The organism is Catenuloplanes atrovinosus (genome assembly GCF_031458235.1).
Taxonomy (GTDB): Bacteria; Actinomycetota; Actinomycetes; order Mycobacteriales; family Micromonosporaceae; genus Catenuloplanes; species Catenuloplanes atrovinosus.
Map to the genome: position 1 here is coordinate 2,090,742 of NZ_JAVDYB010000001.1, position 25,672 is coordinate 2,116,413.

Sequence of the window (25,672 nt, forward strand, 5' to 3'; positions counted from 1 at the left end):
CGGCGTCCGTGGCGGTGCGAATCAGGTCTGCCGGACGCCGCCGGGGCGGCACCGGGGTGTGGCGCGGGTCAGGCGCGCGGGCCGTCCGGCGCGGCGGCGGCGCCCGCCGGTGCCGGCGTGTGCGGCTCCTCCTCCTCGTCCAGCATGGTGGCCTCGTCGAACGGGTCGCGCCCGGAGAGCACGGCCGCCATCTTCTCCCGGTCGATCTCCCGCGTCCAGGTGCCGACCAGCACCGTGGCGACCGCGTTGCCGGCGAAGTTGGTCAGCGCCCGCGCCTCGGACATGAACCGGTCGATGCCGACGATCAGGCCGACGCCGTCGACCAGCTCCGGGCGGTGGCTCTGCAGGCCGCCGGCGAGCGTGGCCAGGCCGGCGCCGGTGATGCCGGCCGCGCCCTTCGACGCGATGATCATGAAGAGGAGCAGCGAGATCTGCTCGCCGATGCTCAGCGGGTCGCCCATCGCGGCCGCGATGAACAGCGACGCCATGGTCAGGTAGATGGCGGTGCCGTCCAGGTTGAACGAGTACCCGGTCGGGACCGTGATGCCGACCACCGACTTGCTGATGCCCGCGTGCTGCATCTTCGCGATCAGGCGCGGCAGCGCGGACTCCGACGACGAGGTCGACACGATCAGCAGGAACTCGCGGCCCAGGTACTTCAGCAGCGTGAAGATGTTGACCCCGGAGACCAGCTTGAGGATCAGGCCGAGGATCACGAACACGAAGATCGCGCAGGTGACGTAGAAGCCGAGCATGATCTGCGCCAGGCTCCTGAGCGCGTCCATGCCGGTGGCGCCGACGACCGCGGCGATCGCGCCGAACGCGCCGATCGGCGCCAGCCACATGATCATGGCGAGGATCTTGAAGACCAGCCGCTGGATGACCTCGATCGCGCGCAGCACCGGCTCGCCGCGGCTGCCCATCGACTGGACCGCGAAGCCGACCAGCAGCGCCACCAGCAGCGTCTGCAGCACCAGGCCCTCGGTCAGCGACGAGACCAGCGTGTGCGGGATGATGCTGAGCAGGAACTCCGACGTGCTCTGGTGCGGCGCGTTGCCGGCCGCCTTCTGGCCCGCGTCCGCGACCGCGTCGCTGAGCTGGACGCCCTCGCCCGGGTGCACGATGTTGCCGACCACCAGGCCGATCGCCAGCGCCACCGTGGACATGGTGAGGAAGTAGCCGAGCGCCAGGCCGCCGACCCGGCCCACCCGCGCCGCCTGCCGGATCGAGCCGATGCCGAGCACGATGGTGCAGAAGATGACCGGGCCGATCATCATCTTGATCAGGTTGACGAAGCCGGTGCCGAGCGGTGCCAGCGCCTTCGCGGTGTCCGGCCAGATGAAGCCGACCGCGATGCCGAGAAGCACGGCGACGATGACGGCGATATAGAGGAGGTGGGTGCGGCCGCCCCGCCGTACCCGCGCGGTGTTCTCCGTGACGCTCATGCCGCAGACTGTGGCCTGTGTCTCACGGCGAGGCACGGTTGCGTTCATTCTGTTCATCGCGAGGACCCGGAACCGAAACATGCCGATCATCCGTCGATGGAGCATCGCGCGCGAGCTGTTCGTGTTGCAGGTGCTGGTCGTGACGCTGCTGGTCACGGCCGCGACCGTGGGCACGGTCGCGCTCGCGGCGCAGGACGCGCAGCACGCGGCCGTCGAGGAGGTCACGGCCGTGGCCGAGACGATCGCGCGCTCACCCGTCGTGGTCTCGGCGCTGCGCACCGACGACCCCACCACCACGCTCCAGCCGTACGCGGAGAGCGTGCGCGTCGCGACCGGCACCGACTTCATCGTGGTGATGGCGCCGGACCGCACCCGGTACACGCACCCGAACCCCGCGCTGATCCACGGCCCGTTCGTCGGCTCGATCGACGCCGCGCTGCACGGCGGCACCGTGGTGGAGACGTCCACCGGCAGCCTCGGCCCGTCCGTGCGCACGGTCGTGCCGGTCCGCGACGAGCGCGGCGCGATCACCGGCCTGGTCTCGGTCGGCATCACCACCGACGAGATCAACCGGCGGCTGCGCAACCAGCTGCCCGCGGTGCTGCTGGCCACCGTGCTCGCGCTCGCGCTGGCCGGGCTCGGCGCCTGGCTGCTGTCCAACCGGCTGCGCCGGCAGACGCACGGGCTCGGCCCGGCCGAGATGCGCCGGATGTACGAGTACTACGACGCGGTGCTGCACTCCGTCCGCGAGGGACTGCTCGTGGTCGACCGCGACGGGCGGATCACGCTGATCAACGACGAGGGCCGTCGGCTGCTCGGCCTGCCGGACGACGCGCCGGTCGCCGCGCTGACGCTGCCGCCCGAGGTCGCGGAGCTGCTCACCGCGGCGGAGCCGGCCGCGGACGTGCCGGTGCTCGCCGGTGACCGCGTCCTGGTCGCCAACCAGCGGGTGACCCGCTTCGACGGCCGCACCCTCGGCACGGTCCTGACCCTGCGCGACCACACCGAGCTGCGCGCGCTCGCCGGCGAACTGGACTCGGTGCGCGGCCTGACCGAGGCGCTGCGCGCCCAGGCGCACGAGGCCGCGAACCGGCTGCACACCGTGCTCACGATGGTCGAGCTCGGCCGCGCGGACGAGGCGGTCCGGCTCGCCACCGCGGAGCTGGAACTCGCCCAGCAGCTCACCGACCAGGTCGTCGGCGCGGTCGCGGAACCGGCGCTGGCCGCGCTGCTGCTCGGCAAGTCCGCGCAGGCCGCGGAGCGCGGCGTCGAGCTGGTCGTCGACCCGGAGTCCAGGCTGGACGGTGCCCGGCTGCCCAGCCGCGACCTGCTCACCGTGGTCGGCAACCTGGTCGACAACGCGCTCGAGGCGGTCACCGGCCGCCCCGCGCCGCGCCGCGTCACCGTGCTGGTCACCGAGGGCGCGGCCGAGGTGCTGGTCCGCGTCTCCGACACCGGCCCGGGCATGACGCCGGAGGAGGCCGCGGCCGCGTTCCGCCGCGGCTGGACCACCAAGCACGAGGGCCGCGGCCTCGGGCTCGCGCTGGTCCGCCAGGTCGCGGAGCGCCACAACGGCACCGCCTCCGCCACCCCGGCCTCCCCGGACGGCGGCGCGGTCATCACGGTACGACTGCCGGTGGCCGGATCGTGACCGGCATAAGGGTGCTCGTGGTGGACGACGAGCCGCTGATCGCGGAGGCGCACGTGGCGTACACTCGGCGGGTCGAGGGTTTCGCGGTGGTCGGCGTCGCGCACTCCGGACGCGCCGCGCTCGCCGCACTCCGCACCGGCGGCGTCGACCTGGTCCTGCTCGACCTCAACCTGCCCGACCTGCACGGCCTGGAGATCGTCCGCGCGCTGCGCACCGCCGGCAGCCCCACGGACGTGCTGGCCGTGACGTCCGCGCGCGACCTCGCCGTGGTCCGTTCCGCCGCCGCGCTCGGCGTCGCCCACTACCTGCTGAAACCATTCACGTTCGCCGGCTTCCGGGACAAGCTGGAGCGCTACGCCGCCTACCACCGTCAGCTGCACGGCGAGGGGCAGGTCGCGGCCCAGCACGAGATCGACCGCGTCTTCGCCACGCTGCGCGCCGCCCCGGCCGACTCCCTGCCCAAGGGCCTCGACACCGCCACGCTGGACCTGGTCCTCGCCGCGCTGCGCGCCGCCCCGCCCGCCACCGGTGGGCTGTCCGCCGCCGAGGTCGCCGCCCGCACCGGCGTCTCCCGCGTCACGGCCCGCCGCTACCTCGAACACCTCGCCACCACCGGCCGCGTCGTGCGCACCCCGCGCTACGGCGGCCCGGGGCGGCCCGAGGTCGAGTACCGGCCGGCGTAGCGCACCCGCCGTCCCGGCCGTTCGGCTTCCCGTCGCGGGCCGTCCCGAGGACGACTCCCGCCCTGGACCCGTGCGAGAGGGCGGCACGTCGTGATCCTCAACGCCGGCCGACCGGGACCCGGTGCGGGATGGCCGGCGTGCTGGTGCCGCCGTCGATGCGCTCCTCGGGACGATCCCGGCGCAGCTCCTGGAGACCGCGGTGCAGCGCCGCGCGCAGCATCGGGCCGAAGCGGCGCTCGACGAAGCGGTGCACCAGCCAGGCGGGCAGCAGCATCAGCGCCATCGTGGCCGGGACCAGGACCTCGAGCGGGATGCCGGCGTCGACCAGACCGTGGCGGATGACGATATAGCCGAGGCGCTGGTGGAGCAGGTAGTACGGGTAGGTGAGCGCGCCGGCCACGGTCAGCCAGCGCCAGTCGAAGCGGTCCGCCTTGCCGAGCGCGACGGCGATCAGGACCAGGTAGCACAGGGTGACGACGAGGACGGCGGGCCAGAGCGGGACGTGCCAGCCGGGGTTGAGCTGGACCCGCTCGCTGAGGCTGTGCAGGTTGATCAGCCAGGTGAAGGCCAGCATCGCCCACAGCAGCGGCGAGCCGCCGAACCGGCGAACCAGGTAGAGCAGGATGCCGGCGCAGAAGTAGCCGGCGTACGCGGGGACGGTCAGCATGGTGATCGCCGGGTGGTCGAGCTGCACGGCGAGGACCGACGCGGTCATCCAGGCGACGCAGAAGAGCACGGCCCGCCGGTACGTGACGCCGCGGCCGACCACGAGCGCCCACAGCAGGTAGAAGCGCAGCTCCACCCAGAGCGTCCAGTAGACGTTGTCGACCGACGGATGGCCCAGCGGGTCCTGCAGCATGGTGAGGTTGATGCCGACGTCGACCCAGGTGAACGTGTCGTAGACCGGTACCCAGCCGCCGCGGACCGGCACGAGCGTGGTGCAGGCCAGCGTGATCGCGATGCACGCCCAGTACGCGGGGTAGAGCCGGGCCACCCGGGAGACCGCGTAGTCACCGAGCCGCTTGCCCCAACTGCTCATGCCGATCACGAAGCCGCTGATCATGAAGAACAGCTCGACGCCGAGGAACCCGTAGACGGTCACCCGCCCGGCCTCCGGCAGGTAGTGCGTGGGGTTGTGCGTGCCGTCCGGTGACCAGAACGTCGTGTAGTGATACAGCGCCACAGCCAGCGCGGCTACGAGTCTCAGGGCATCCAGGGCGGGTATTCGGCGCATAACGCCCCATCTTTGCCGAACCGCCGCCCACCCACACAACGGGGTTTTGCCCGTGTGGCCTCCCGCATGGCGCAGCACCGGCCGTTGCGATCGCCACCCAGCCTGTTCGGCCCGGCCGACCCGGCCTGCGCCCCGGCGCGGAGGAGCAGCGTCAGCGGCCTCGGCCGCGGCGGCCGGTCGGGGTGTCGTGGCGGAAGTGGACGAAGAGGCGGCCCCAGTTGTCGCCGTCCTTCTCGACGCGGTGGTAGAGCTGCTTGATGTCGCGCTGGTCGAGGAAGCGGAGCACCTTCTTCTTCAGGGCGCCGCTGCCCTTGCCCGGGATGATCTCGACGGTGGCGGCCTTCTTCTGGATCGCCTCGTCGATGATGTTCCGCAGCGCGCGGTCGATCTCGTGGCCCTTGTTGAAGATGTCGTGCAGATCCAGCTTCAGCTTCACCCGACGATGATAGCTGTCGCCCACGTCTCACCCCGGCCCGGAAATCCCGGCGATCATGGTGGGGTTGGCGGGTCTGTAGAGCCTTTCTGACAGACCTTATGGGGTGACCCCGGCATGGATGGACGTGCGGACGCCGTCGTTCTCTTCGGCGTGACCGGCGATCTCGCCGCCAAGAAGCTGATCCCCGCTCTCTACGAGCTGACCCGGCGCGGGCGTCTCGACGTGCCCGTGGTCGGCGTCGCCCGGACGACGTGGGATCACGAACAGCTCGTCACGGCCGCGCGCAAGGCGGTCACCGAGGCCGTCGACGTGGTGGACGAGGCCGCGTTCGACGCGCTCGCCGGCCGCCTGACCATGGTGTCCGGCGAGTACGGCACGCCCGAGACCTACCGGCGGCTGGCGTCGGAGCTGGGCGCGGCGGTGCGACCGCTGTTCTACCTGGCGATCCCGCCCACCGTGTTCACCGACGTGGTCGGCGGGCTGGCCGGGTCCGGGCTCGCGGCGCGCGGGCGGGTGATCGTGGAGAAGCCGTTCGGGCACGACCTCGCGTCCGCGCACGCGCTCGCGGTCACGCTGCGCGGCGCGTTCGACCCGGCGCGGACGTTCCGGATCGACCACTACCTCGGCAAGGAGGCGGTCGAGGGAATCCGGGCGGTCCGGTTCGGCAACCGGCTGCTGGAGCCGATCTGGAGCCGCGAGCACATCGACAACGTGCAGATCACGCTGGCCGAGGAGTTCGGCACGCAGGGCCGGGCCGGCTTCTACGACCGCAGCGGCGCGGTCCGCGACGTGCTGCAGAACCACGTGCTCCAGGTGGCCGCGCTGCTGGCGGCGGAGCCGGGCGGCCGGGACGAGGAACTGCACGTGCTGCGCCGCATGCGGCCACTGACGCCGGCCGGCACGGTGTTCGGCCAGTACGCGGGCTACCGCGACGAGCCGGGCGTCGCCCCGGGCTCGGCCACCGAGACGTTCGTGGCCGCCACGCTGCGGATCGACACGCGCCGGTGGGCGGGCGTGCCGTTCCACCTGCGCGCCGGCAAGCACCTCGCGACCACCGCGACCGAGGTGGTGGTCACGCTGCGGCCCGCCTCCTCCGGCCTGCCCGGCGCCGCGCCGAACCTGCTCCGGCTGCGCCTCGGCCGCGGCGACGGCCTCGGCCTCACGCTCAACGTCAAGGAGCCCGGCGGTACGCTCGCGGCCCGCCCGCTCCCGCTGGACGTGGACTTCGGTACCGCGCTCGGCCGCCGGCGGGAGGCCTACGAGCGGCTGATCGACGACGCCATGGACGGCCGGCCCGACCGCTTCGCCTCCGAGGAGGCGATCCGCGAGGAGTGGCGGATCGTGACGCCGGTGCTGGACGGCAGCGTGCCGGTCCACCCGTACGAGCGGGGCGGCTGGGGGCCGACGACCGTGGGCACGCTGCCGGCCGGTGGCTGGCACCCGGTCGGCAGCGCGCTCTGACGGTCAGGGCAGCAGGTCCGGCAGCGGCACGGACTCGTCGGCCAGCCGGTCCAGGTCCACCTTGCGACCGGCCAGGCCGGCCCGGATCAGGTCCTGGATCTGATCCTGCACGTCCCAGACGTTGAGGTTCATGCCGGCCGCCACCCGGTCGCCGGCCAGCCAGAACACGATGGCCTCGCGGCCGGCGAGGTCACCGCGCACCACCACACGGGGCTGGGTGCCCGGCGGCACCCAGCCCGCGTACTCCATGCCCAGGTCGTACTGATCGGTGAAGAAGAACGGCAGTTTGTCCCACGGCGTGCCGCGGCCGAGCATGGCGCGGGCCGCGGCCGGGCCGGAGTCCAGGGCGTTCGCCCAGTGCTCGACGCGGATTCGCGCGCCCAGCAGCGGGTGGTCGACGGCCGCCAGGTCACCGGCCGCGAAGATCGCCGGGTCGCTGGTGGTGTGCAGCGCGTCCACGTGCACGCCGTCGCCGGTCGCCAGGCCCGCCTCCGCGGCCAGCTCGGCGTTGGGCACCGCGCCGATCGCGACCAGCACCGCGTCCGCCTGCAGCGTGGTGCCGTCGTCCAGCGTCACGCCGTCCGGCCGGATCTCCGTGGTGTGCGCGCCGAACCGGAACTCGACGCCGTGCGCGCGGTGCAGCTCCGCGAAGACCTCCGCCACCGTGTCGCCGAGCACCGCGCGCAGCGGCAGCCGGTCCGGCGTGACCACGGTGACCTGCGCGCCGCGCTGCCGGGCCGCGGCCGCCACCTCCATGCCGATCCAGCCCGCGCCCACGATCACCAGCCGGGCCTTCTCCTTCAGCACGGCGGCGAAGTGGTCGGCGTCGGTCCAGGTGCGCAGCGTGTGCGCGAACGTCCCGCTGCCGTCCAGGCGCCGCGGCATCGCGCCGGTGGCCAGCAGCAGCCGGTCGTAGCCGACGTCCTCGCCGGAGGCGGTGCGCACCACCCGCGCGGCCCGGTCGATGCCGGTGACCACCGCGCCGAGGCGCAGGTCGACGCCGTGCTCCGCGTACCACCCCGCCTCGTGCACGAACGGCTCGTCCGGGGCGGCGGTGCCGAGCAGCAGGCCCTTGGAGAGCGGCGGGCGCTCGTACGGCCGGAGCAACTCCGACCCGAGCAGGGTGACCCGGCCGCCGAAGCCCTCCGTGCGAAGGGTCTCGGCGGCCTTCGCGCCGGCGAGCCCGGCGCCGGCGATGACTATCGATTCAGGTTCGGACATGCTCCGTTCTTACCCCGAGAGGCACCGGACCGCTCGCCGGCTAGCCGCTTGTGAGATCGCTCAGCTCACGGCTGATCGCATCCGCCACGTTGCGCCGCTGCCACTGGCGCGCGAACGCGTCCGGCGGCACGACCTGTACCGGGCAGACCGCGTGGGACACGCAGTAGCCCGCCACCGACCGCCGGAACACCCGCCGCCACCAGCGATGCGGCGTGCGGCCGACGAACAGCACGTCGTCCTCGCGCGCGTAGTCGACCAGCGCCGCGCCGGGCCGGTCGAGCACGGTCACCGAATTGATCTGCACGTCCGGCGGCATCCCGCCGAGCGCGTCCGCGAAACACTCCCGGATCAGCTGCCGGGCCGCGTCGCGCCCACGCACGTACACCGCGTCCGTACCGTCGAGATCCCAGGCGCGCACCGCACGCAGCGGCACGCCACGCCGCCGCGCCTCCGCCACCGCCAGGCGCAGCGCCCGCAGGCCGGTCAGCGACGGCGACACGCCGACGATGACACGCGGACCCACCGAGTCGGCCAACACTCTGCCCTCCGTCCCGTCCGCCCCGTCACCCACCACGCCGATGCGCCGGCGGACGTGCCGCATCACAAGACACAACGATCGAGTGACACGGAGTGCCCGTCCGTGCCGCTCGCCGTCATGCAGACGGTAAGCCAGCAATGGCCTCTCTGGTAAGGGCCGAATTCCATCGATCTGTGACGGGCCGTTCGACCCAGCGTTCCCGGCTTGACGTCATGCAGGTATATGCCTGCATAATCGAGCCCGTGGACCGGGTCTTCAAAGCGCTCGCCGACCCCACCCGTCGCGGCATGCTCGACAGGCTCCGCGCCCGCGACGGGCAGACGCTCGGCGAGCTCTGCGCCGGTCTCGACATGGCCCGGCAGTCCGCCACCCAGCACCTCGCCGTGCTGGAGCAGGCGAACCTGATCAGCACCGTCCGCCGCGGCCGGGAGAGGCTCCACTACCTCAATCCCGTACCGATCCACGAGATTCGGCGCCGCTGGATCTCCGCCTTCGACGAGCCGCGGCTGGCGGCGCTGGAAGCCATCAAGGAGCGCGCGATGATCCCCGACTACGTCTACGTGACCTACATCCGCGGCACCGCCGAACGCGTCTGGTCCGCCCTCATCGACGCCGAGCTGACCGCCTCGTACTGGGGGCACAGCAACCGCTCCGACTGGCAGCCCGGCTCGACCTGGGAACACGTCCGCCCCGACGGCTCCGGCATCGCCGACGGCGGCGGCGTCGTCCTCTCCGCCGATCCGCCGCGCAAACTGGTCATCACGTTCGGCATGCCCGGCCAGCGCCCGGAGGACGGCGCCGGCACGGTCACCTTCGACATCGAACCCTGGCAGGAGATCGTCCGCCTCACCGTCACCCACACCGGCCTCCGCACCGACGACGACCACGCCGCGATCTCCCTGGGCTGGCCCGCGGTGTTCGCGAACCTCAAGTCGCTGCTGGAAACCGGCGAGGTGCTGCCACAGGCGCCGTGGGAGATGCGCCCGGTCCGCTGACCCGTCCGCCTTCATTCTCGCGGTGAGCTGATCGGGCCGGAATCGGTTATGTCCCGCTACCGTCCGCCGCGCTCACCGGCCGGCCGGTTCAGGCGTCCGCCCGAATTGTCGCCGCGCACCGGGTGCGTCGCCGGCTGAAGACGCGTGAGGCACGTAGAGGGCGGCTCATGACGTGCGCTACGTATCAGTAAGCATGTTGATCATGCTTTAGCCGACGGGATGGAGTATTAGCGAGACCCGATGCTGGTTGCTTCTCGGGCATAACGGATCGGGGACCGGGTGGGCCGGGCCTTGCGGCTACGAAGTGTGCGGTGGCCCGGTCGACCCCAAGCTCCAGGTGCCGAGATTCCGGTGCCCAGTTTTTATCGTCGGGTGCTGAGTGCGTCCCGGGTGCGGACCCGGGACTCGCTTCCGGCAGGGTGCCGGTCCGCATGTTCCCGCCGGGCACTGGGCAGCCTGGATGAGACCCTGAAGCCCCATATTCCCGCTTTCGGCGTGGGCGCGGTCCGCATGCTCCCGCGGGCAAACCTCGCGGCGGCTCCGCCGCCGCTCCGCCACCGCATCGGAGCCGGTTCCGCGTCGGCGAGGGTGTCCCGGGCCGGGCGCCGCGCGCCCGGAATCTCGGCCTCATGGGGGATCTCGGTGTGCGTCGATGGCCGCCACCGACAGCGCGATCGCTGTTGTGTGGGCTGTTCCAGCGACCACGCATCCACCAGACACGCCCTAGCGGTGCCAGGCGAGGCGTTGGGTGAGGAGGGTGAGGATGCCGGCGAGGATGATGGAGATCAGGTTGATCAGCAGTTGGACGGCGGAGCCGGCCGCTTCCTCCCAGACGCCGTAGGCGATGGCGACGGCCGCGTTGGCGGCGGCGGGGACCGTGGTGACGGAGATCAGGACGCCGACCAGGGTGCCCGCCTTCGAGGTGGTCAGGGAGAGCATGCCGGCGATGCCGCCCAGGAAGCCGACCACCCAGGAGAGCGCGTCGGGGCGCCAGATGAAGTCGGTGAGGGGCCGTTCCGCGAGCAGCATGGAGCGGTCGACGAGGCCGGCGGCGTCCAGCATGAGCGTGGTGGCGGCGGTGCAGGCCATGCCGACGGCGAAACCGACGGCGAGGGCGAGGAGCGCACGGCGTACCAGATAGGGCTTGATTCTCACGGCTCCGATGCAGAGCGCGGCGAGCGGGCCGAACTCGGGGCCGACCACCATGGAGCCGACGATGAGGATGGGCTGGTCGAGCAGGACGCCGATGCCGGCGAGGACGCACGCGACGGCCATGAACACGCAGAACGCGACGGAGAGCCGTGCCTCCTCGCCGGTCTTCGACTCGATCTCGTGCCAGACGACCGCGTCCACGCCGAGCCCGGGCGTACGGCGGGCGGCGCGGCCGGCGGCCCGGGAGATCGCCACGTCGACCTGCTCGATCACGATGGAGCCGGTCTGGTCGACGCCGAGGTCGCGCAGCGCGTCCAGGATGCCGCTGGCGCCCTCGCGGACCACGTCGAACTCGATCAGATCACCGCGCGGCGAGCGGGCGACCGCGGGCAGGACCACCAGGTGGGTGACGGCGTCGTCCGCGTCGAGCAGCGCCTCGACCTTGGACGTAAGCTCCTCGGGCGTGATCACCCGTACGTGCAACATGAGACACGAGTGTAGGAGGGGGAGAGCGGACGACGGGACTCGAACCCGCGACCCTCACCTTGGCAAGGTGATGCGCTACCAACTGCGCTACGTCCGCATGTCTTCCCGGGGCCGTTGCTCCGGCGACACAGAGAACTTTAGACCACGCCCACCGGTGACCGGGCACCGGGTTCCGGGTCGGCTACCGTGGTGACCATGGCGCACTGGATCGTCCAGGCGAACGCGGCGGCCTGGCACCAGCGTGCCGGCCAGGACGTGCGCGAGTGGTGCGTGAAGCGCTACCGCGACCGGATCACCCCGGGCGACGACCTCGCGCTGTGGCTGACCGGCGGCGTCGGACTGGCCGGTGTCGGCCGGTTCACCGGCGTGCCGTACCGGTGGGTGGACGGCACCTGGCACGCGCCGGTCGACCTGGTGCCGCTGGGCACGCCGGTCGGCCGCGCGGAACTGCTGTCCGACCCGGACTTCGCCCGCAGCGCGATCCTGCGCATGCCCGGCGGCGCGAACCCGTTCCCGGTGACGGACCGGGAGTGGGAGGCGATCCGGCGGCGGGTGCCCGCCGCCCGCCCACCGGGACGGGCGGCGGACAGGTCAGCCCTTCACGCCACCGGCGATGAGGTCGAGTTTCCAGTAGCGCTGGAGGAACAGGAACAGCGCGAAGATCGGGATGATCGACAGCAGCGCACCGGTGATCACGAGCGTGTACAGCGCGGGCTGTGACGCGCCGCGGTTGAGCAGGGAGTAGAGGCCGACGGTGAGCGGGAAGCGGTCGTCGTCGGCCAGCATGATGTACGGCAGCAGGAAGTTGTTCCAGATGCCGATGAACTGCAGCAGGAAGACGGTCACCAGGCCGGGCATCATGACCGGCAGGCCGATCGACCACAGCATGCGGAACTCGCCGGCGCCGTCCACCCGGCCCGCCTCCAGCATCTCGTCCGGGATCGACGCCTGCGCGTAGACCTGGCAGAGGTAGATGCTGTACGGGCTGATCACGCTGGGCAGGATGACCGACCAGTACGTGCCGACCAGCCCGGTCGAGGAGAGCAGCAGGTACTGCGGGATGGACAGCGTGATGCCGGGCACGAGCACGCCGGCCAGCAGCGACCCGAGGATCAGCTTGCGGCCGTGGAAGCGGTACTTCGCCATCGCGTACCCGCATGCGGCGGAGACGACCACGGTGAGCAGCGCGCCGCCGCCCGCGTAGATCAGGCTGTTCAGCGTCCACGTCCAGAAGCGGCCGTCGCCGTACTCGTTGAGCGCCCGCACGTTCTCCAGGAACCCGCCGTTGAGGCTGGGCAGGCCGGAGAACGTGGTGAACAGCTCGCCCGGCCCCTTGGTGGAGGCGAAGACCAGCCACACGACGGGCGCCAGCGAGTAGAGCGCGCCGAGCAGCAGCAGGATCGTCGGTACGATCTTGACGCGACGATTCACGACGACCTCCTGGCACGGAAGCGGAACACGGCCAGCGCGGCCAGGGACAGCGCCACGGTGACGAGCGCCAGCAGCACCGACGTCGCCGCGCTCAGGTAGATGTCGTTCTCGATGAAGCCCTGCTGGTAGATGCGCATCAGCGGCACCCAGTCCGGCGTGATCGCGTTGGTCATCGACTTGACCGTGTTCGGCTCGCTGAAGACCTGGAGCATGCCGATCAGCGAGAAGACCGACGTCATCACCAGCGCGGGCGCCAGCAGCGGAATCTTGATCTTCCAGGCGATCTGCCACTCCGACGCGCCGTCGATCTTCGCGGCCTCGTAGATCTCGGCCGGCATCGCGCGCAGCGCCGTGTAGAGCACGACCATGGTGAAGCCGACCGAGCCCCAGACCGCGATGTTCGCGATCGAGAAGTAGATCGAGACGTCGCCGAAGAAGTCCGGCGCGGGCAGGCCGGCCTCGGCGGACGCGCGGTGGACCGGGCTGACCGCGGGCAGGTAGGTGAAGCCCCAGAGCACCGAGGCGATCACGCCGGGCACCGCGTACGGCAGGAAGATGGACAGCCGGGAGAAGCCCTTCAGCCCGGCCCGCGGCACGTCGAGCATGAGCGCGAACGACAGCGCCAGGCCCATGGTCACCGGGACCATGATCACGCCGTATGCGAGCATGCGGACCAGCGCCTCGTACATGGCCGAGTCGGTGATCGCGGTGAGGTAGTTCTCCATCCCGACGAACACCTCGGTGCGTACGCCGAGGCCGCGCCCGCGGACGCGCATGGCGTGCAGGCTGAGCCAGATCGCGTACCCGATGGGAATGAGGAAGAAGGCGATGAACAGCAGGACGGCCGGCGCGGCCATCAGGTACGGCGCGGCGCCGGGGCCACGGCGCCGCCGCCTCGAGAGACCCGGGAGAGTTGACATGTGCGTATCCGTTCCGGCGGAGTCGGCCCGCCCGCACCGGCGACCGGCGCGGGCGGGCCGGGGGATCAGGCGACCTGGTAGCCCTGCTTCTTGAGGTCGTCGACCGAGGTGGTCTGCACCTGGTCCGCGACGGCCGCGAGATCGGTCCTGTTCTTCACCGCGGTCGGCATCAGGTCCTCGAACGCGCCGTACGTGACGTTGGTGTTCGGGCCCCAGCTGTCGAAGCCGCGCGCGGTCTTCGCGATCGCCGCCGCGGTGGTGTAGTAATCGGACTGGTTGCTCATGAACTCCGGCGCGTTGCCGAGCATGTCCGCGCCCTGGCCGGCGGTGGCGGCCGGGTACAGGCCGATCTTGACGAGCGCGGCCAGCGCCTCCGGGTCCGAGGTGATCCACCGGGCGAACTTCGCGGCCTGGGCCTTCTGCGTCGACGTGGTGGAGACGCCGGTCGACGAGCCGCCCCAGAAGCCGGTGACGTTCTCGCCCGCGGTCCACTGCGGCAGTGGCGCGACCTTCCACGTGCCCTTGGTGCCCGGCGCGACGCCGGCGAGCACGCCCGCGCCCCAGACCGCGCTCGGCCACGCGATGATCGTGCCGTCGCCCATCTGCGCGTTCCACTGTGGCGTGTACATCGGGTCGCCGAGCACGTCGCCGGTGTTCACCAGCCCGCCCCAGAACGCCAGCATCCGTTTGGTGGCCTCGTCGTTGATGCCGACGGTCCAGGCGTCGTTCGCGTTGCTCCACCAGTTCGCGCCGGCCTGCTGGGCGAAGCCGGCCAGCCAGCCCGCGTCGCCGGGGGAGAACGTGGTCAGGTAACGCTTGCTGTCCTTCTGCCGCACCGCCTTGGCCAGCGTGGCGAACTCGTCCCAGGTCTTCGGCACGGAGAAGCCCAGCTCCTGGAAGATGTCCTCGCGGTAGAACAGCATCATCGGGCCGACGTCCTGCGGGATCGCGTAGGTGGCCCCGCCGAACGAGGTCAGGTTCCAGGTGCCCTCCGCGAACGCGCCCTTGATCGGCGTGATCGCGCTGGTGATGTCCTGCAGCGCGTTGTTCGTGATGAGTGTGGGCAGCGACTGGTACTCCGCCTGGATCACGTCCGGCGCGTTGCCGGCCTTGACCGCGGTGAGGAACTTCGCGACCAACTCGTCGCTGGCCGCCTGTCCGCTCAGCTGCACCTGCTGGGTCGGGTTCTTCGAGTTCCACAGGTCCACGACCTGCTGGATGTTCTCGGCCCAGGACCAGAAGACGATGGTGGCGGGCGCGTTCTCGTCGCCCTCGATCGCCGGCGCGGTGCCGTTCTCGGCGCTCTCGTCGTCGCCGGAGCCGCACGCGGCCAGCAGGAGGGCGGTGGACGACGCGGCCAGCAGGGACCTTCTACGCATGACGTTTCTCCGCTTTGCAGGCGTTACCAGGGGTGTTCATCGGGTGGCCGGTCCGGCGGTGCCCGTACCGGCGTGCTGCCGCAGGATCGCGACACCACGGGGGGCGAGCGTCGCCCCGTTGCGCAGCGGGCTGCCGGTGAGCACGTCCACGGCATCCCCGTCGAAGGGCACGGAGACGGTGCCGTCTCCGTGATTGAGCAGGAACAACAGGTCGCCGCGGGCGACCGCCTCGACGTCCTCGGGCAGGTCGGGGAGCACGCCGGCGACGCCGGCGTCGGCGAGGAACCGCGCGGTCAGCTCGGACAGCGCGGCGGCGGACGGCAGCGTGCCGACGTACCAGGCGACGCCCGCGCCGAACTCGTGCCGGGTCACCGCGGGCCCGCCGTCGGCGTCGAACGTGGCGATCACCTCCGCGCCGTCGGCGCGCAGCGTCTCGGTCCAGTCGCGCGCCGTGAAGGAGGTGGGCGTGAAACCGGTTTCATCGCGCCACGAACAGTGCACCGCCCGGTCCGCCGGGCGCCACGCCTCTCCGGAGACGCCGAGCACCTCGCGCAGCGGCGCCGGGAACCGCCCGGTGTAGAGGTGCCCGCGGGCGTCCGCGATCCCGGAGAACGGCCCCACCACGAGCACGCCGCCGGACCGCACGAACCCGGTCAGCGCCGCGGCGCCGGCCTCGTCGAGCAGGAACAGCTGAGGAGCGATGACCAGGCGGTACGGTGTCAGCTCCGACGACGGCCGCGCCACATCGACGGTCACGCCTCGTTGCCAGAGCGGGTGATAATAATCGGTCAGCTGCTCCGTCACGGACAGCCGGTCGCTGGGCCGGGCCCGCTCCTCCGCCGCCCACCAGCTGTGCCAGTCGTGCAGCAGCGCCACGCTCGCCCGCACGGTCGTACCGGCGACGTCGCTCAGAGCGTGCAGCTCTCGGCCGTGCGCCCGGACCTCGTCGTGGGCGGCGGTGTCCGGGCCGGCCAGCGGCAGCATGGCGGAGTGGAAGCGCTCCGCACCGAACGCCGACTGCCGCCACTGGAAGTAGCAGAGCCCGTCCGCGCCGCGCGCCACCGCCTGGAACGATTCAAGTCGCAGTTGCCCGGGCGGCTTCGGCAGGTTGTGCGGCCGCCAGTTGACCGCGCCCGCGGCCTGCTCCATCAGCATCCAGGGCCGGCCGCCGGCCAGCGAGCGCATCAGGTCGTGGGTGAGCGCGGCGCGGGCCGGGAAGCGCGGGTCGGCCGGGTCCGGGTACCAGTCGTTGGAGATGACGTCCTGTTCGGGCGCCCACGCGAAGTAGTCGACCGGCTTGAAGAAGCCCATGTAGTTCGTGGTGATCGGCTTGTCCGGGGAGTGCGCGCGCAGCACGTCCCGCTCCGCCGTGAACTGGGCGAGCAGCGCGTCCGAGCAGAACCGGGCCCAGTCCAGCCGCTGCGACGGGTTCACGATGTACGGCGCGGTGCGCGGCGGCAGGATCTCGTCCCAGTCCGAGTAGTGCTGCGACCAGAACGTGGTGCCCCAGGCCTCGTTGAGCGCGTCCAGCTCGCGGTAGCGCGCCCGCAGCCAGCGGCGGAAGTGCGCGGCGCTCAGGTCGCAGTGGCAGACCTGGCCGTACTCGTTGCCGACGTGCCACATCACCACGGCCGGGTGGCCGGCGTAGCGCTCGGCCAGCGCGGTGGTGATCGCCAGCGACCGCTCCCGGTAGACCGGCGAGGACGGGCACCACTGGTTGCGCGCGCCGTACCAGAGCGTGGTCCCGGACTCGTCCACCGGCAGCGTCTCCGGCCAGCGGTGGCCGAGCCAGGGCGGCGGCGACGCGGTCGGCGTGGCCAGGTCGACCGCCACGCCCGCGCCGTGCATCAGCTCCAGCACCCGGTCCAGCCAGGCGAAATCGCGCTCGCCCGGCGACGGCTCCAGCCGGCCCCAGCTGAACACGCCCACGGTGACCAGGTTGACGCCGGCCGCCCGCATCAGCGCCGCGTCCTCCGCCCACACGTGCTCCGGCCACTGCTCCGGGTTGTAGTCGCCACCGAACAGCAGGCCGCGGCCCTCCGTCACGGTGTGCAGGCCGGGTCTCACGTCCGTACCCCCTCGTGGTCGTGCCGCGGTGGCGCGGAGCTGTCGCCGGGCACCAGGCGGCACGGCACCAGCTCGCCGCCGGGCGGCGGGCCCGCGGCGTCGTCCGCGAGCTGCTCGATCAGCATCTGCGCGCCGCGCCGGCCCAGCTCCAGGCTGGGCGGCTCCAGCGTGGTCAGTCGCGGCCGGAACATGGCCGCCACCTGCGCGGACGTCAGGACCAACAGCACGGTCAGATCCCGCGGTACGCGCCAGCCGCGCGCCTCCACGGCCGCCAGCACGCCGACCGCGGCCTGGTCGCTGAGCACCGCCACGGCCGTGACCTCGGGATGCGCGGCCAGCAGCGCGTCCAGCGCGGCCCGGCCCTGCTCCGCGGTGTCCGCGTCGAAGCCGTCCGCGTACGTCATGCCCGCCTCCTTGGCGGACGCCGCGATCTCCTCACCGATGCGCACGACCGGGCCGTACTCGCCGGCGTAGGCGTCACGGGTGTGGTTGATGAACGCCATCGCGCGGTGGCCGAGCCCGGTCAGGTGGCCGGCCACGTCCGCGCCGAGCCGGCCGAAGTCGATGTCCGCGAACCACAGCCCGTCCGGGCGCCGGGTGCGGCCGATCAGCGCGAACGGCACGTTCTCCGCGGTCAGCAGCGGCACGCGCTCGTCGTCGAGCCCGACCTCCATCAGCAGCACGCCGTCGAGCAGCCCGGTGCCGGTGAGGTAGCGCAGCTCCGCCAGGGGGTCCTCGTTCTCCGGGGAGAGCAGCAGGTGGTAGCCGAGCTCGCTGGCGGCCGCGGCCGCGCCGGTCGCGAACTGCATCTCGGTGAGGCCGAAGCCGCTGGCCGGCGCCGGGTAGTGCAGCGCCAGGATCCGGGTGCGCTTGGAGACCAGGCCGCGGGCCAGCACGTTCGGCCGGTAGCCGAGCTCGGCCGCGGCGGCCTCGACGCGGCGCCGGGTCTCCGCGGCGACCGGGCGCGTGCCGTTCAGCGCGGCGGACGCGGTGGAGACCGCGACATTCGCCCGCCTGGCTACGTCCCGTAGCGAACCCATGCGCCACCGATCCCGTCGTCCGTTGACCGTCGAAACGTTTCGCAAAAGCTAGGCCTGTGACGCAGAACATGTCAATGGTGTTACGCGCACAATTCCCGCGGCCGAACGTTGACTGTCCGTAGCTGTCCGGGCGCGGCTCCGGTCCCACCCGCGCGCGCCGGTCGTCTATTTTGGACGACATTCGCGTCCGTGGTGTGGTGAGGAGCCGACCGTGACATCCCCGATCGACCAGTCCGTCTCGCACTCCGCGCGGATCTGGAACTACTGGCTCGGCGGCAAGGACAACTTCGAGGTCGACCGGCAGATCGGCGACCAGTTCGCGCAGCTCTTCCCGGACATCGTGCCGGTGGCCAAGGGCTCGCGCGCGTTCCTGTCCCGCGCCGTGACCTACCTGGCCACCGAGGCCGGCATCCGCCAGTTCCTGGACATCGGCACCGGACTGCCCACGGTGGACAACACGCACGAGGTCGCGCAGCGCGCCGCGCCGGACGCCCGGGTGGTCTACGTCGACAACGACCCGATGGTGCTGGCGTACGCGCGGGCGCTGCTCACCGGCACGCCCGAGGGCCGCACCCGGTACATCGACTGCGACCTGCACCGGCCGGACGACATCCTGGCCGCGGCCGGCGAGGTCCTCGACCTGGACGCGCCGGTCGGGCTGATGCTGATGAACATTCTCGGTCACGTGCCGGACGCGGCCGAGGCGAAGTCGATCGTGGCCCGGCTGATGGGCGCGCTGCCGTCCGGCAGCCACCTGGTGGTCGCGGACGGCACCAACGTCATCCGCGGCGAGGAGTTCGAGGCCGCCATCGCGGTCTGGAACTCCAGCGGCTCGCTGCCGTACCACCTGCGTACCCCGGACGAGATCCTGGAGATCATCGGCGACCTCGAGGTGATCGAGCCGGGCATCGTGCCGTGCCCGCTCTGGCGCCCGGACACCACGGACCCGGCGCGGCTGCGCGAGGTCGACGAGTTCGGCGTGGTGGCGCGCAAGCGATAGGCGTTCGCCGATCTAGAATCGGCTCGTGTCCGGAATCGTCGTCGTCGGGGCCTCCGCGGCCGGCCTGACCGCCGTGGAGACGCTGCGCCGCGAGGGGTACGCGGGGCCGCTCACGCTGATCGGCGAGGAACTGGACCCGCCGTACGACCGCCCGCCGCTGTCCAAGCAGCTCCTGGCCGGTGACTGGGCGGCCGAGCGGCTGGCGCTGCGCACCGCGGACCACCTCGCCGGCCTGCACCTCGACCTGCGCCTCGGCACGGTCGCGGCCGGCCTGGACCGGGACGCCCGGGTGGTGCGGCTGGCCGACGGCGAGCCGATCGGCTACGACGGGCTGATCATCGCCACCGGCGTGCGGCCGCGCCGGCTCCCCGGCCGGGGCGGCCACGTGCTGCGCACCCTGCGCGACGCGCTGGCGCTGCGCGAACGGCTCGGCCCGGGCCGGCGGCTCGCGATCGTGGGCGCCGGCTTCCTCGGCGCCGAGGCGGCCGCGGTCGCCCGCGGGCTCGGCTGCGAGGTCGTGCTGCTCGAACCCGCGCCGGTGCCGCTCGCGCACGCGGTGGGCGAGCGGGTCGGCCGGGTGCTATCCGGCGTGCACCGCGCGCACGGCGTCGACCTGCGCACCGGCGTGGCGGTCACCGAGATCACCGACGGCGGCGTGCTGCTGGCCGGCGGCGAACCGGTCGAGGCGGACGAGGTGCTGGTCTCGATCGGCACGCTGCCCAACACCGAGTGGCTCGACGGCAGCGGGCTGACGGTCGCCGACGGGCTGGTCTGCGACGAGTACAGCGCCGCCGCACCGGGCGTCTACGGCGCCGGCGACGTGGCCCGCTGGCACAACCCGCTGTTCGGCGTCTCGATGCGGATCGAGCACCGGACGAACGCGGCCGAGCAGGGCGTGGCCGCGGCCCGCAACCTGCTGGGCGCCGCACGGCCGTTCGCGCCGGTGCCGTACTTCTGGTCCGACCAGTACGACCTCAAGATCCACGCGTACGGCTACCTGCGCGGCCACGACACCGTCGAGATAGCCGAGGGCGACCTCGCGGAGCGGCGCTTCCTGGCGGCGTACCGTCGGGACGGCCGCCTGGTCGGCGCGCTCGCGGTGAACCTGCCGCCCAAGGCGATCCGCCCGTGGCGGCAGGCCATCCTCCACGGCGGACGCTGAGGCCCGCGGGCAGGTCCGTGCGACCATGTCCGGCGTGGACTGGACGCTGATCGCGACGACCGGTGGTGGCGCGGTCTCCACGCTGCTCGGCGTGGTGGCGGGCGGGCTGCTCGGCCGCCGCAGCCAGGACCGGCAGTGGCTGCGCGAGACCAAGGCCGCGGCCTACCGTGAGCTGCTGCGGGAGTACACGCGCATCGAGTTCGACGTGCGGCGGGCGTACCTGGGGCAGCTCGACGTGCGCGAGCTGGACTGGCCGCGCTGGGGTGCCGCCGTCACGGAGCTGACGCTGGTCGCGGACGAGCCGGTCGCCGCCGCGGCGCACGAGTTGGCGGAGGCGCTGGTCGGCCTGGAGCGGTACGTGCACACCGGCGACCGCGACGACGAGCACTGGCGCGCGCTGCTGCACGCGGTGGCGGGCGCACAGGTGCGCTTCGTCAACGCGGCCCGGCGCAGCCTCAGCCGCCGCCGGCGCGCGCTGACCGCCCGGTCCGGCGGCCCGCTGATCACGGGCTGAGGGACTGTCGTAGGGGTGGCGGCCGTGAGCCCGGAGGAGACCCGCGTGGCGGCGCAGCCTGTACCCGCGACGCGGCGGCTGGTTCAGCGACGTCCGCGGGCCGGCGCCCGATCCGGCTTCGGCGGACGCGTTCGGTGGAGCGGCACGGCGAGCGGGCCCGCACGGTGCCGCACTCGGCCCGGTCACCGCGTCGGAGCTGCCGCGCGACCTGCACGAGTTGGCGCTGATCAGTCCGCGGGGGTGCAGAGGCGGGTCAACGCGGCGAGCTGGGCGCCGTGGCGGCGGGTGAAGACCTGGACCGGGGCGTGCTGCCAGCGGGCGTGCGCGTCCTCCGGGGTGAGGCCGGCGGCGGTGGCGATGTCGGTCCAGGAGGCGCCGAGCTCGCGGGCCTGGCCGACCGCGGTGAGCGCGCGGTCGGCGGGCAGGTGGGGGAGCGAGGCGAGCACGTCGTCGCGGACCGGGGCGATGTGCTCGCCGTACTCGTGACCGCTGATCAGGTCGATCGTGTCCATCGGCGGGGACGGGTGCGGCGACCAGACGCGGCGGGCGGGCAGATCCTGGTCCCGCGGCGTGGCGGCGCGCCGCCAGTGGGTGCCGCGCCAGCCGCAGGAGCAGACGTGCGCCCAGCCGGTGATCTCGTTGTCCGGGCGGACGTGGTACTCCTCCGGCTCCAGGTCGCGGTCGCCGAGCTTGACGATCAGGACCTTGCCCTCGGCGTATCCCGCGCCGACGCCGCCGTCCGCGAACGTGGCGCCGAGCAGACCCTCGTGCCGCATGACCGACCTCCTGGCAGAGACGCTCCGGTGCGAATCGCGCACAGGGTACCCGCCCGGGGCCACCGAGGGTGCGGACACGACACTTCGGACAGTCGCCGATAGGGTGGTGCCACTAAACCGTGAGATGAGGAGACGCCGTGGGCCGCTTCGACATGCCCGACGCCGACACGCTTCGCGCCCGCGAGAAGCTGGTGCTCGACCACATCCACGACGAGGGGCGCCAGGACTGGGACGACGTGCTCGCCACGTTCCCGCACCCGTACTACGAGCTGGTCGCCACGATGACCGTGCACGACGGCGAGGCCGCGGTGCGCGGCTACTGGGACGCCACGCGCGGCGCGTTCCCCGACCAGGACCACGAGATCATCTCGCTGCGGCACAGCGCGGACGCGGTGATCGTCGAGTTCTGGCTGATGGGCACGCACCGCGGCCCGCTGAACGGCATCCCGCCGACCGGCGGCCGGTTCCGGGTGCGGATGAGCGCCTACTTCATCTTCGACGAGGAGGAGAACCTGGTCTCCGAGCGCGTCTACTTCGACCGGCTCACCATGTTCACGCAGCTGCTCGGCGGGCTCAACCTGCGGAATCCGCGCAACTGGCCGTGGGTGATCCGCGCGCTGCGCGGCATGGCCGCGATGGGCGCCAACCCGGACCCGCGCCTGCTGAACACCACGCCGCCGGAGCTGTAGGTGCCCCGCGCGGTCGCGGACCGGGCTCCGGTCCGCGACCGCGCGGGCGCGCGTCAGGTGATCGAGTTGTAGACCGGCACGAAGCCGATGCTGGCGCCGGCGGCATCGAAGACCTCGATCCGGCGGACCACCGTTCCCGGGCGGGTCGCGGCGGCCGCGTTGCCGACGCCGATGCCGCCCATGGCGATCACCTTGCCGGTCGCCTTGATCATGTCGGGCTTGCCGGCCGACGGGTCCGTCACCGGCTGCATGATGACCGTGTCGGCGGGCGCGTAGGTGTGGTGCACCGCCGCGATCCGGTTCCAGGCCACGGTGACGTTGGTCGCGGGCGGGGTGACGGTGCCGTCGGGCAGCGTCTCCTGCGGCTTCACCCAGATCGCCGGGCGCTTCCCCGGGTCCTCCTGGTGGCACTCGTTGCCGACGACGACCGCGCCGTCCGTGCGCTGGTTGATCGCGATGCAGGTGCCCTCGCGGTCGTTCCGGATCACGTTGCCCGTGACGGTGACGCCCACGGTGTACAGCACGTTGATGTTGCCGAGGTTGTTCTCCAGCGTGTTGCCGGTGATCGCCACGTTGTACGCGCGCGGCTTCTCCGGCTCCGGCGTCGGCTTCGACGGCGTCTCCCCGTGCTTGCGCTGCCCGTCGATCTCGATGCCCCGCAGGACGCACCGGGTGACGGTGTTCCCGGTGATGACCAGGTTCTTCACCGCCTGCGTGTAGATGCCGGACTGACCGCAGGCGGTGATGGTGTTGCCCGAGATCACGGTGCGGTCCGCGCCGAACAGCACGCAGATGCCGTCGTAGTAGTCCGAACTCGCCTCCCACGGGCGCACCGCCTCGGGGGTGTCCCACCAGTCCATCGCCACGTGGTTGCCGACGATGCGGATGTCGCGGCCGTTGACCGAGATGCCCTGCCGGGTGCCCTCGATGACGCACTCGGTGATCAGCACGTCGTCGGAGAGCGCGGGCCGGTCCGGAGCGGCCGGCGGCTGGTCGAAGACCGAGATGCCGGTCCACCGCACGTCGATCACCCGGACGCCCCGGACGACGCACCGCTTGGCCCTGGACAGCAGCAGACCGTCGAACTGCTGGGTGCGGTCGGTGTCGCGGATCGTCAGATCCTGGACGGTGACCTCCCGGACGTCGCTCAGGCGCAGCACCCGCCGCGCGCCCTTCTCGCTCGGCTTCGCACCGGCGAGCGCCAGCGTCGCGCCGTTCCCGGCGATCGTCGCGTTCGCGTACCCGGTGAGGCTGAGCTCGTCGCTGACCCGGAACACCCGTCCGGCCGGGAAGTACACGCTCTGCTGCGGGCGCGCGGCCTGTGCCGCGTTCAGCGCCGCCTGGATCTTCGCGGTGTCGTCGGTGACCCCGTCGCCGACCGCGCCGTGGTCGAGCACCGAGACCCATCCCTCGTCCGCGGGCGCGGCCTGGGCGGCCGGTGCCATGACCGCCGCGCCGGTGGCCGCCGCGCCGCCGACCACCGCGGCGCGCAAGGCATTACGTCTGCTGAATATGTCCGTCACGGAGGAGAGGCTAGCGAAGATCCGTTACCGAGGGAATCGCCGAGTGCACGGATTGTCGATCACGGAGTGAGCACCTCGACCCTGACGGCGGTCAGGTCGCCGGTGGCGAGCTTGTTGGCCTCGCGAACCGCGCGCTTGACCGGCAGCACGTAGGAGCCGCGCCTGCTGTCCGGGAAGATCGAGGTGGACCACTCGCTGCGGCCGATCGTGGCGCGGACCTTGACCGCGCCGAAGCCGCGCCGCAACCCCTCGGTCAGGTGCTTGATGTCCTCCGAGGCGTCCGCCGGCAGGCTGACGAAGGTCCAGCTCTCCTGGCGGGCGTCCCACTCCCAGAGCGGCGCCTCGAACTCGACGATCATCGGGACAGCACCGCCACCAGGAAGTCGGAGTCCGCGGCGAACGGGCGCAGGTCCCAGGTGCCGAGCAGCACCGACGGGCCGAGGCCGGCCCGCTTGACGTCGGCCAGGTATTCCTCGAAGTCGTAGCCGCGGCCGGCGCCGAAGCCGGTCACCACCCGGCCGCCGTCGGCCAGGTGATCGGCGAAGCGGCGCAGGATCTCGACGCGGGTGGACGGCGCCACGAAGGTCAGCACGTTGCCCGCGCAGACGATCACGTCGAACCGGTCCGGCAGGCTCAGCGCGGCCAGGTCCCCGACGAGCCAGTCCGAGCCGGGGTACGTCGCGCGCGCGTCCTCGATCAGCTCCGGGTCCAGGTCGACGCCGGTCACGGTGTGCCCGGCCGCGGCGAGCAGCCCGCCGACCCGCCCGGTGCCGCAGCCCGCGTCCAGGATTCGCGCGCCGCGTGGCGCCATCGCGTCGATCAGCCGGGCCTCACCGCCCAGGTCGGCCCCGCGCGCCGCCATGTCCCGGAACCGCTGGACGTACCACCGCGAATGACCCGGGTTATCCGCGATCTGCCGCAGCCAGAGGTTCTCCTCCGCCATGGCCGCCCTCCCCCCGTACCCCCATGATCCGCTCTTGCCCGTCAACGGTAGCGGAGGACCCGGCGGCCCACTGGGCGAGGAGGCGGAGCGCGGTGTGCGCCGGGGTGCCGGTGGGTGCGGTGTAGACGAACAGCGTCTGCTCGGCGTCGTCCGGGAGGGTCAGGGCCTGGTAGGTGAGGGCGAACTCGCCGACGACCGGGTGGCGGTAGTGCTTGGTGCCCGAGGTGCGGGTCAGCACCTGATGGTCGGCCCACCAGCGGCGGAAGTCCTCGCTGCGCACGGAGAGCTCGCCGACCAGCGCGGACAGGTCCGGGTCGTCGGGATGCCGGCCGGCGTAGAGCCGCAGCGCCGCCACGGTCTCGGACGCGATCGTGGACCAGTGCGCGTGCAGCGAGCGTGCGTTCTCGTCGAGGATCACGAACCGCGCGTAGTTGCGCTCGCGGGCCGGCAGCGCCTGCAGGTCGCCGAGCAGCGCCCGCGCGGTGCGGTTGATCGCCAGCACGTCCATCCGGCGGCCGAGCAGCAGCGCCGGGCTGGCCGCCAGATCGAGCGTCTCCATCAGCTGGTACGTCGCGACCGCGATCCGCTGCGGCCGGCGCGGCGTGCGGCGCCGCGTCACCGGCGGCTTGGCCAGGTCGAACAGGTGCGCCCGCTCCGCGTCGTCCAGGCGCAGCGCGCGGGCCAGCGCGTCCAGCACCTCGTCCGACGGCCGCAGGTCGCGCCCCTGCTCCAGGCGCACGTAGTAGTCCACGCTGACGCCGGCCAACGCGGCCAGTTCCTCGCGCCGCAGCCCGGGAACCCGGCGCCCGGCCCGGGTCTCCGGCAGCCCGAGGTCGTCCGGCCGGAGCCGGGCGCGCCGTGATCGCAGGAACTCGCGCAATTCGACATTGCCACTCACGACTACGAGTATCCGCCGTGCGCACCCG

Annotated in this window: 24 protein-coding genes and 1 tRNA gene; 8 read left to right on the forward strand and 17 right to left on the reverse strand. The window is 72.3% G+C overall.

The window, feature by feature from the left end; all coding sequences use genetic code 11:
- Nucleotides 1-68: 68 nt before the first annotated feature.
- Nucleotides 69-1,445, reverse strand: coding sequence for a cation:dicarboxylate symporter family transporter (locus J2S41_RS09215; RefSeq protein ID WP_310365551.1), 1,377 nt, complete (start codon nt 1,443-1,445; stop codon nt 69-71).
- A 79-nt stretch (nt 1,446-1,524) separates the two neighbouring features.
- Here J2S41_RS09215 and J2S41_RS09220 point away from each other — a divergent pair, with 79 nt between their 5' ends.
- A complete protein-coding gene (locus J2S41_RS09220) occupies nt 1,525-3,096 on the forward strand; it encodes a sensor histidine kinase (RefSeq protein ID WP_310365553.1) in 1,572 nt (523 codons plus the stop codon).
- Nucleotides 3,093-3,779 carry a response regulator gene (locus J2S41_RS09225; RefSeq protein ID WP_310365556.1) on the forward strand — a complete coding sequence of 229 codons (687 nt, stop codon included), beginning with the start codon at nt 3,093-3,095 and terminating at the stop codon, nt 3,777-3,779. The genes J2S41_RS09220 and J2S41_RS09225 overlap by 4 nt, the downstream gene beginning before the upstream one ends.
- A gap of 97 nt (nt 3,780-3,876) precedes the next feature.
- Here the strand turns inward: J2S41_RS09225 and J2S41_RS09230 are convergent, their stop codons facing one another.
- A complete protein-coding gene (locus J2S41_RS09230) occupies nt 3,877-5,013 on the reverse strand; it encodes an acyltransferase family protein (protein WP_310365558.1) in 1,137 nt (378 codons plus the stop codon).
- Nucleotides 5,014-5,164: 151 nt separating this feature from the next.
- Nucleotides 5,165-5,449, reverse strand: coding sequence for a Smr/MutS family protein (locus tag J2S41_RS09235; protein WP_310365562.1), 285 nt, complete (start codon nt 5,447-5,449; stop codon nt 5,165-5,167).
- Nucleotides 5,450-5,563: 114 nt separating this feature from the next.
- Here J2S41_RS09235 and zwf point away from each other — a divergent pair, with 114 nt between their 5' ends.
- Nucleotides 5,564-6,910, forward strand: coding sequence for a glucose-6-phosphate dehydrogenase (gene zwf / locus J2S41_RS09240; RefSeq protein ID WP_310365564.1), 1,347 nt, complete (start codon nt 5,564-5,566; stop codon nt 6,908-6,910).
- A 3-nt stretch (nt 6,911-6,913) separates the two neighbouring features.
- Here the strand turns inward: zwf and J2S41_RS09245 are convergent, their stop codons facing one another.
- Nucleotides 6,914-8,131 (reverse strand): NAD(P)/FAD-dependent oxidoreductase, encoded by a 1,218-nt coding sequence (locus J2S41_RS09245; protein WP_310365567.1) that lies wholly within the window; start codon nt 8,129-8,131, stop codon nt 6,914-6,916.
- Nucleotides 8,132-8,171: 40 nt separating this feature from the next.
- The gene (locus J2S41_RS09250) at nt 8,172-8,669 is read right to left on the reverse strand and encodes a universal stress protein (RefSeq protein WP_310365570.1); all 498 of its coding nucleotides are present in this window, start codon (nt 8,667-8,669) and stop codon (nt 8,172-8,174) included.
- 242 nt (nt 8,670-8,911) lie between these two features.
- Between J2S41_RS09250 and J2S41_RS09255 the strand changes: the two genes are divergently transcribed.
- Entirely contained in the window at nt 8,912-9,664 is a 753-nt protein-coding gene (locus J2S41_RS09255) for an ArsR/SmtB family transcription factor (RefSeq protein ID WP_310365572.1), read from the forward strand.
- Nucleotides 9,665-10,387: 723 nt separating this feature from the next.
- Here J2S41_RS09255 and J2S41_RS09260 read toward each other — a convergent pair.
- From J2S41_RS09260 to J2S41_RS09290, 7 genes are all read right to left on the reverse strand, one after another.
- Nucleotides 10,388-11,302: a DUF389 domain-containing protein gene (locus tag J2S41_RS09260; RefSeq protein ID WP_310365574.1), complete on the reverse strand. Its 915-nt coding sequence runs from the start codon at nt 11,300-11,302 to the stop codon at nt 10,388-10,390.
- Nucleotides 11,303-11,326: 24 nt separating this feature from the next.
- Nucleotides 11,327-11,399 (reverse strand) — tRNA-Gly (locus J2S41_RS09265).
- Between the two features lie 494 nt (nt 11,400-11,893).
- A complete protein-coding gene (locus J2S41_RS09270) occupies nt 11,894-12,733 on the reverse strand; it encodes a carbohydrate ABC transporter permease (RefSeq protein WP_310365576.1) in 840 nt (279 codons plus the stop codon).
- Nucleotides 12,730-13,653 carry a carbohydrate ABC transporter permease gene (locus J2S41_RS09275; RefSeq protein ID WP_310365579.1) on the reverse strand — a complete coding sequence of 308 codons (924 nt, stop codon included), beginning with the start codon at nt 13,651-13,653 and terminating at the stop codon, nt 12,730-12,732. Before J2S41_RS09275 ends, J2S41_RS09270 begins: the two co-directional genes overlap by 4 nt.
- 65 nt (nt 13,654-13,718) lie before the next feature.
- Entirely contained in the window at nt 13,719-15,032 is a 1,314-nt protein-coding gene (locus J2S41_RS09280) for an ABC transporter substrate-binding protein (RefSeq protein WP_310365581.1), read from the reverse strand.
- A 36-nt stretch (nt 15,033-15,068) separates the two neighbouring features.
- A complete protein-coding gene (locus tag J2S41_RS09285) occupies nt 15,069-17,099 on the reverse strand; it encodes a beta-galactosidase (RefSeq protein WP_310365583.1) in 2,031 nt (676 codons plus the stop codon).
- The gene (locus J2S41_RS09290) at nt 17,096-18,139 is read right to left on the reverse strand and encodes a LacI family DNA-binding transcriptional regulator (RefSeq protein WP_310365586.1); all 1,044 of its coding nucleotides are present in this window, start codon (nt 18,137-18,139) and stop codon (nt 17,096-17,098) included. Before J2S41_RS09290 ends, J2S41_RS09285 begins: the two co-directional genes overlap by 4 nt.
- Before the next feature lie 211 nt (nt 18,140-18,350).
- On the opposite strand from J2S41_RS09290, the gene J2S41_RS09295 reads away from it, so the two are divergent.
- Genes J2S41_RS09295 through J2S41_RS09305 form a run of 3 tightly spaced genes read left to right on the forward strand, consistent with a single transcriptional unit; the run spans nt 18,351 to nt 20,815 of the window.
- Nucleotides 18,351-19,139 carry an SAM-dependent methyltransferase gene (locus J2S41_RS09295; RefSeq protein ID WP_310365589.1) on the forward strand — a complete coding sequence of 263 codons (789 nt, stop codon included), beginning with the start codon at nt 18,351-18,353 and terminating at the stop codon, nt 19,137-19,139.
- A gap of 25 nt (nt 19,140-19,164) precedes the next feature.
- Nucleotides 19,165-20,301, forward strand: a complete 1,137-nt coding sequence (locus J2S41_RS09300) for an NAD(P)/FAD-dependent oxidoreductase (RefSeq protein ID WP_310365592.1) — start codon at nt 19,165-19,167, stop codon at nt 20,299-20,301.
- A 34-nt stretch (nt 20,302-20,335) separates the two neighbouring features.
- Entirely contained in the window at nt 20,336-20,815 is a 480-nt protein-coding gene (locus J2S41_RS09305; protein ID WP_310365595.1) for a hypothetical protein, read from the forward strand.
- 227 nt (nt 20,816-21,042) lie between these two features.
- Here the strand turns inward: J2S41_RS09305 and J2S41_RS09310 are convergent, their stop codons facing one another.
- Nucleotides 21,043-21,591: a hypothetical protein gene (locus J2S41_RS09310; protein WP_310365597.1), complete on the reverse strand. Its 549-nt coding sequence runs from the start codon at nt 21,589-21,591 to the stop codon at nt 21,043-21,045.
- 152 nt (nt 21,592-21,743) lie between these two features.
- On the opposite strand from J2S41_RS09310, the gene J2S41_RS09315 reads away from it, so the two are divergent.
- On the forward strand, nt 21,744-22,280 hold the full coding sequence (locus J2S41_RS09315; protein WP_310376332.1) for an ester cyclase: 537 nt from the start codon (nt 21,744-21,746) through the stop codon (nt 22,278-22,280).
- A gap of 53 nt (nt 22,281-22,333) precedes the next feature.
- Here J2S41_RS09315 and J2S41_RS09320 read toward each other — a convergent pair whose 3' ends face one another.
- Genes J2S41_RS09320 through J2S41_RS09335 form a run of 4 tightly spaced genes read right to left on the reverse strand, consistent with a single transcriptional unit; the run spans nt 22,334 to nt 25,644 of the window.
- Entirely contained in the window at nt 22,334-23,803 is a 1,470-nt protein-coding gene (locus J2S41_RS09320; protein ID WP_310365599.1) for a right-handed parallel beta-helix repeat-containing protein, read from the reverse strand.
- A gap of 59 nt (nt 23,804-23,862) precedes the next feature.
- Nucleotides 23,863-24,162: a DUF1905 domain-containing protein gene (locus J2S41_RS09325; protein WP_310365601.1), complete on the reverse strand. Its 300-nt coding sequence runs from the start codon at nt 24,160-24,162 to the stop codon at nt 23,863-23,865.
- Nucleotides 24,159-24,746 carry a class I SAM-dependent methyltransferase gene (locus J2S41_RS09330; RefSeq protein ID WP_310365604.1) on the reverse strand — a complete coding sequence of 196 codons (588 nt, stop codon included), beginning with the start codon at nt 24,744-24,746 and terminating at the stop codon, nt 24,159-24,161. Before J2S41_RS09330 ends, J2S41_RS09325 begins: the two co-directional genes overlap by 4 nt.
- Nucleotides 24,706-25,644 (reverse strand): helix-turn-helix transcriptional regulator, encoded by a 939-nt coding sequence (locus tag J2S41_RS09335; protein ID WP_310365607.1) that lies wholly within the window; start codon nt 25,642-25,644, stop codon nt 24,706-24,708. Before J2S41_RS09335 ends, J2S41_RS09330 begins: the two co-directional genes overlap by 41 nt.
- Nucleotides 25,645-25,672: the final 28 nt, after the last annotated feature.

Coding starts and splice junctions, on each gene's coding strand:
- J2S41_RS09215 (WP_310365551.1), bottom strand. CDS start 1,445: ATGAGCGTCACGGAGAACACCGCGCGGGTACGGCGGGGCGGCCGCACC.
- J2S41_RS09220 (WP_310365553.1), top strand. CDS start 1,525: ATGCCGATCATCCGTCGATGGAGCATCGCGCGCGAGCTGTTCGTGTTG.
- J2S41_RS09230 (WP_310365558.1), bottom strand. CDS start 5,013: ATGCGCCGAATACCCGCCCTGGATGCCCTGAGACTCGTAGCCGCGCTG.
- zwf (WP_310365564.1), top strand. CDS start 5,564: ATGGATGGACGTGCGGACGCCGTCGTTCTCTTCGGCGTGACCGGCGAT.
- J2S41_RS09245 (WP_310365567.1), bottom strand. CDS start 8,131: ATGTCCGAACCTGAATCGATAGTCATCGCCGGCGCCGGGCTCGCCGGC.
- J2S41_RS09260 (WP_310365574.1), bottom strand. CDS start 11,302: ATGTTGCACGTACGGGTGATCACGCCCGAGGAGCTTACGTCCAAGGTC.
- J2S41_RS09275 (WP_310365579.1), bottom strand. CDS start 13,653: ATGTCAACTCTCCCGGGTCTCTCGAGGCGGCGGCGCCGTGGCCCCGGC.
- J2S41_RS09280 (WP_310365581.1), bottom strand. CDS start 15,032: ATGCGTAGAAGGTCCCTGCTGGCCGCGTCGTCCACCGCCCTCCTGCTG.
- J2S41_RS09290 (WP_310365586.1), bottom strand. CDS start 18,139: ATGGGTTCGCTACGGGACGTAGCCAGGCGGGCGAATGTCGCGGTCTCC.
- J2S41_RS09310 (WP_310365597.1), bottom strand. CDS start 21,591: ATGCGGCACGAGGGTCTGCTCGGCGCCACGTTCGCGGACGGCGGCGTC.
- J2S41_RS09315 (WP_310376332.1), top strand. CDS start 21,744: ATGCCCGACGCCGACACGCTTCGCGCCCGCGAGAAGCTGGTGCTCGAC.
- J2S41_RS09325 (WP_310365601.1), bottom strand. CDS start 24,162: ATGATCGTCGAGTTCGAGGCGCCGCTCTGGGAGTGGGACGCCCGCCAG.
- J2S41_RS09330 (WP_310365604.1), bottom strand. CDS start 24,746: ATGGCGGAGGAGAACCTCTGGCTGCGGCAGATCGCGGATAACCCGGGT.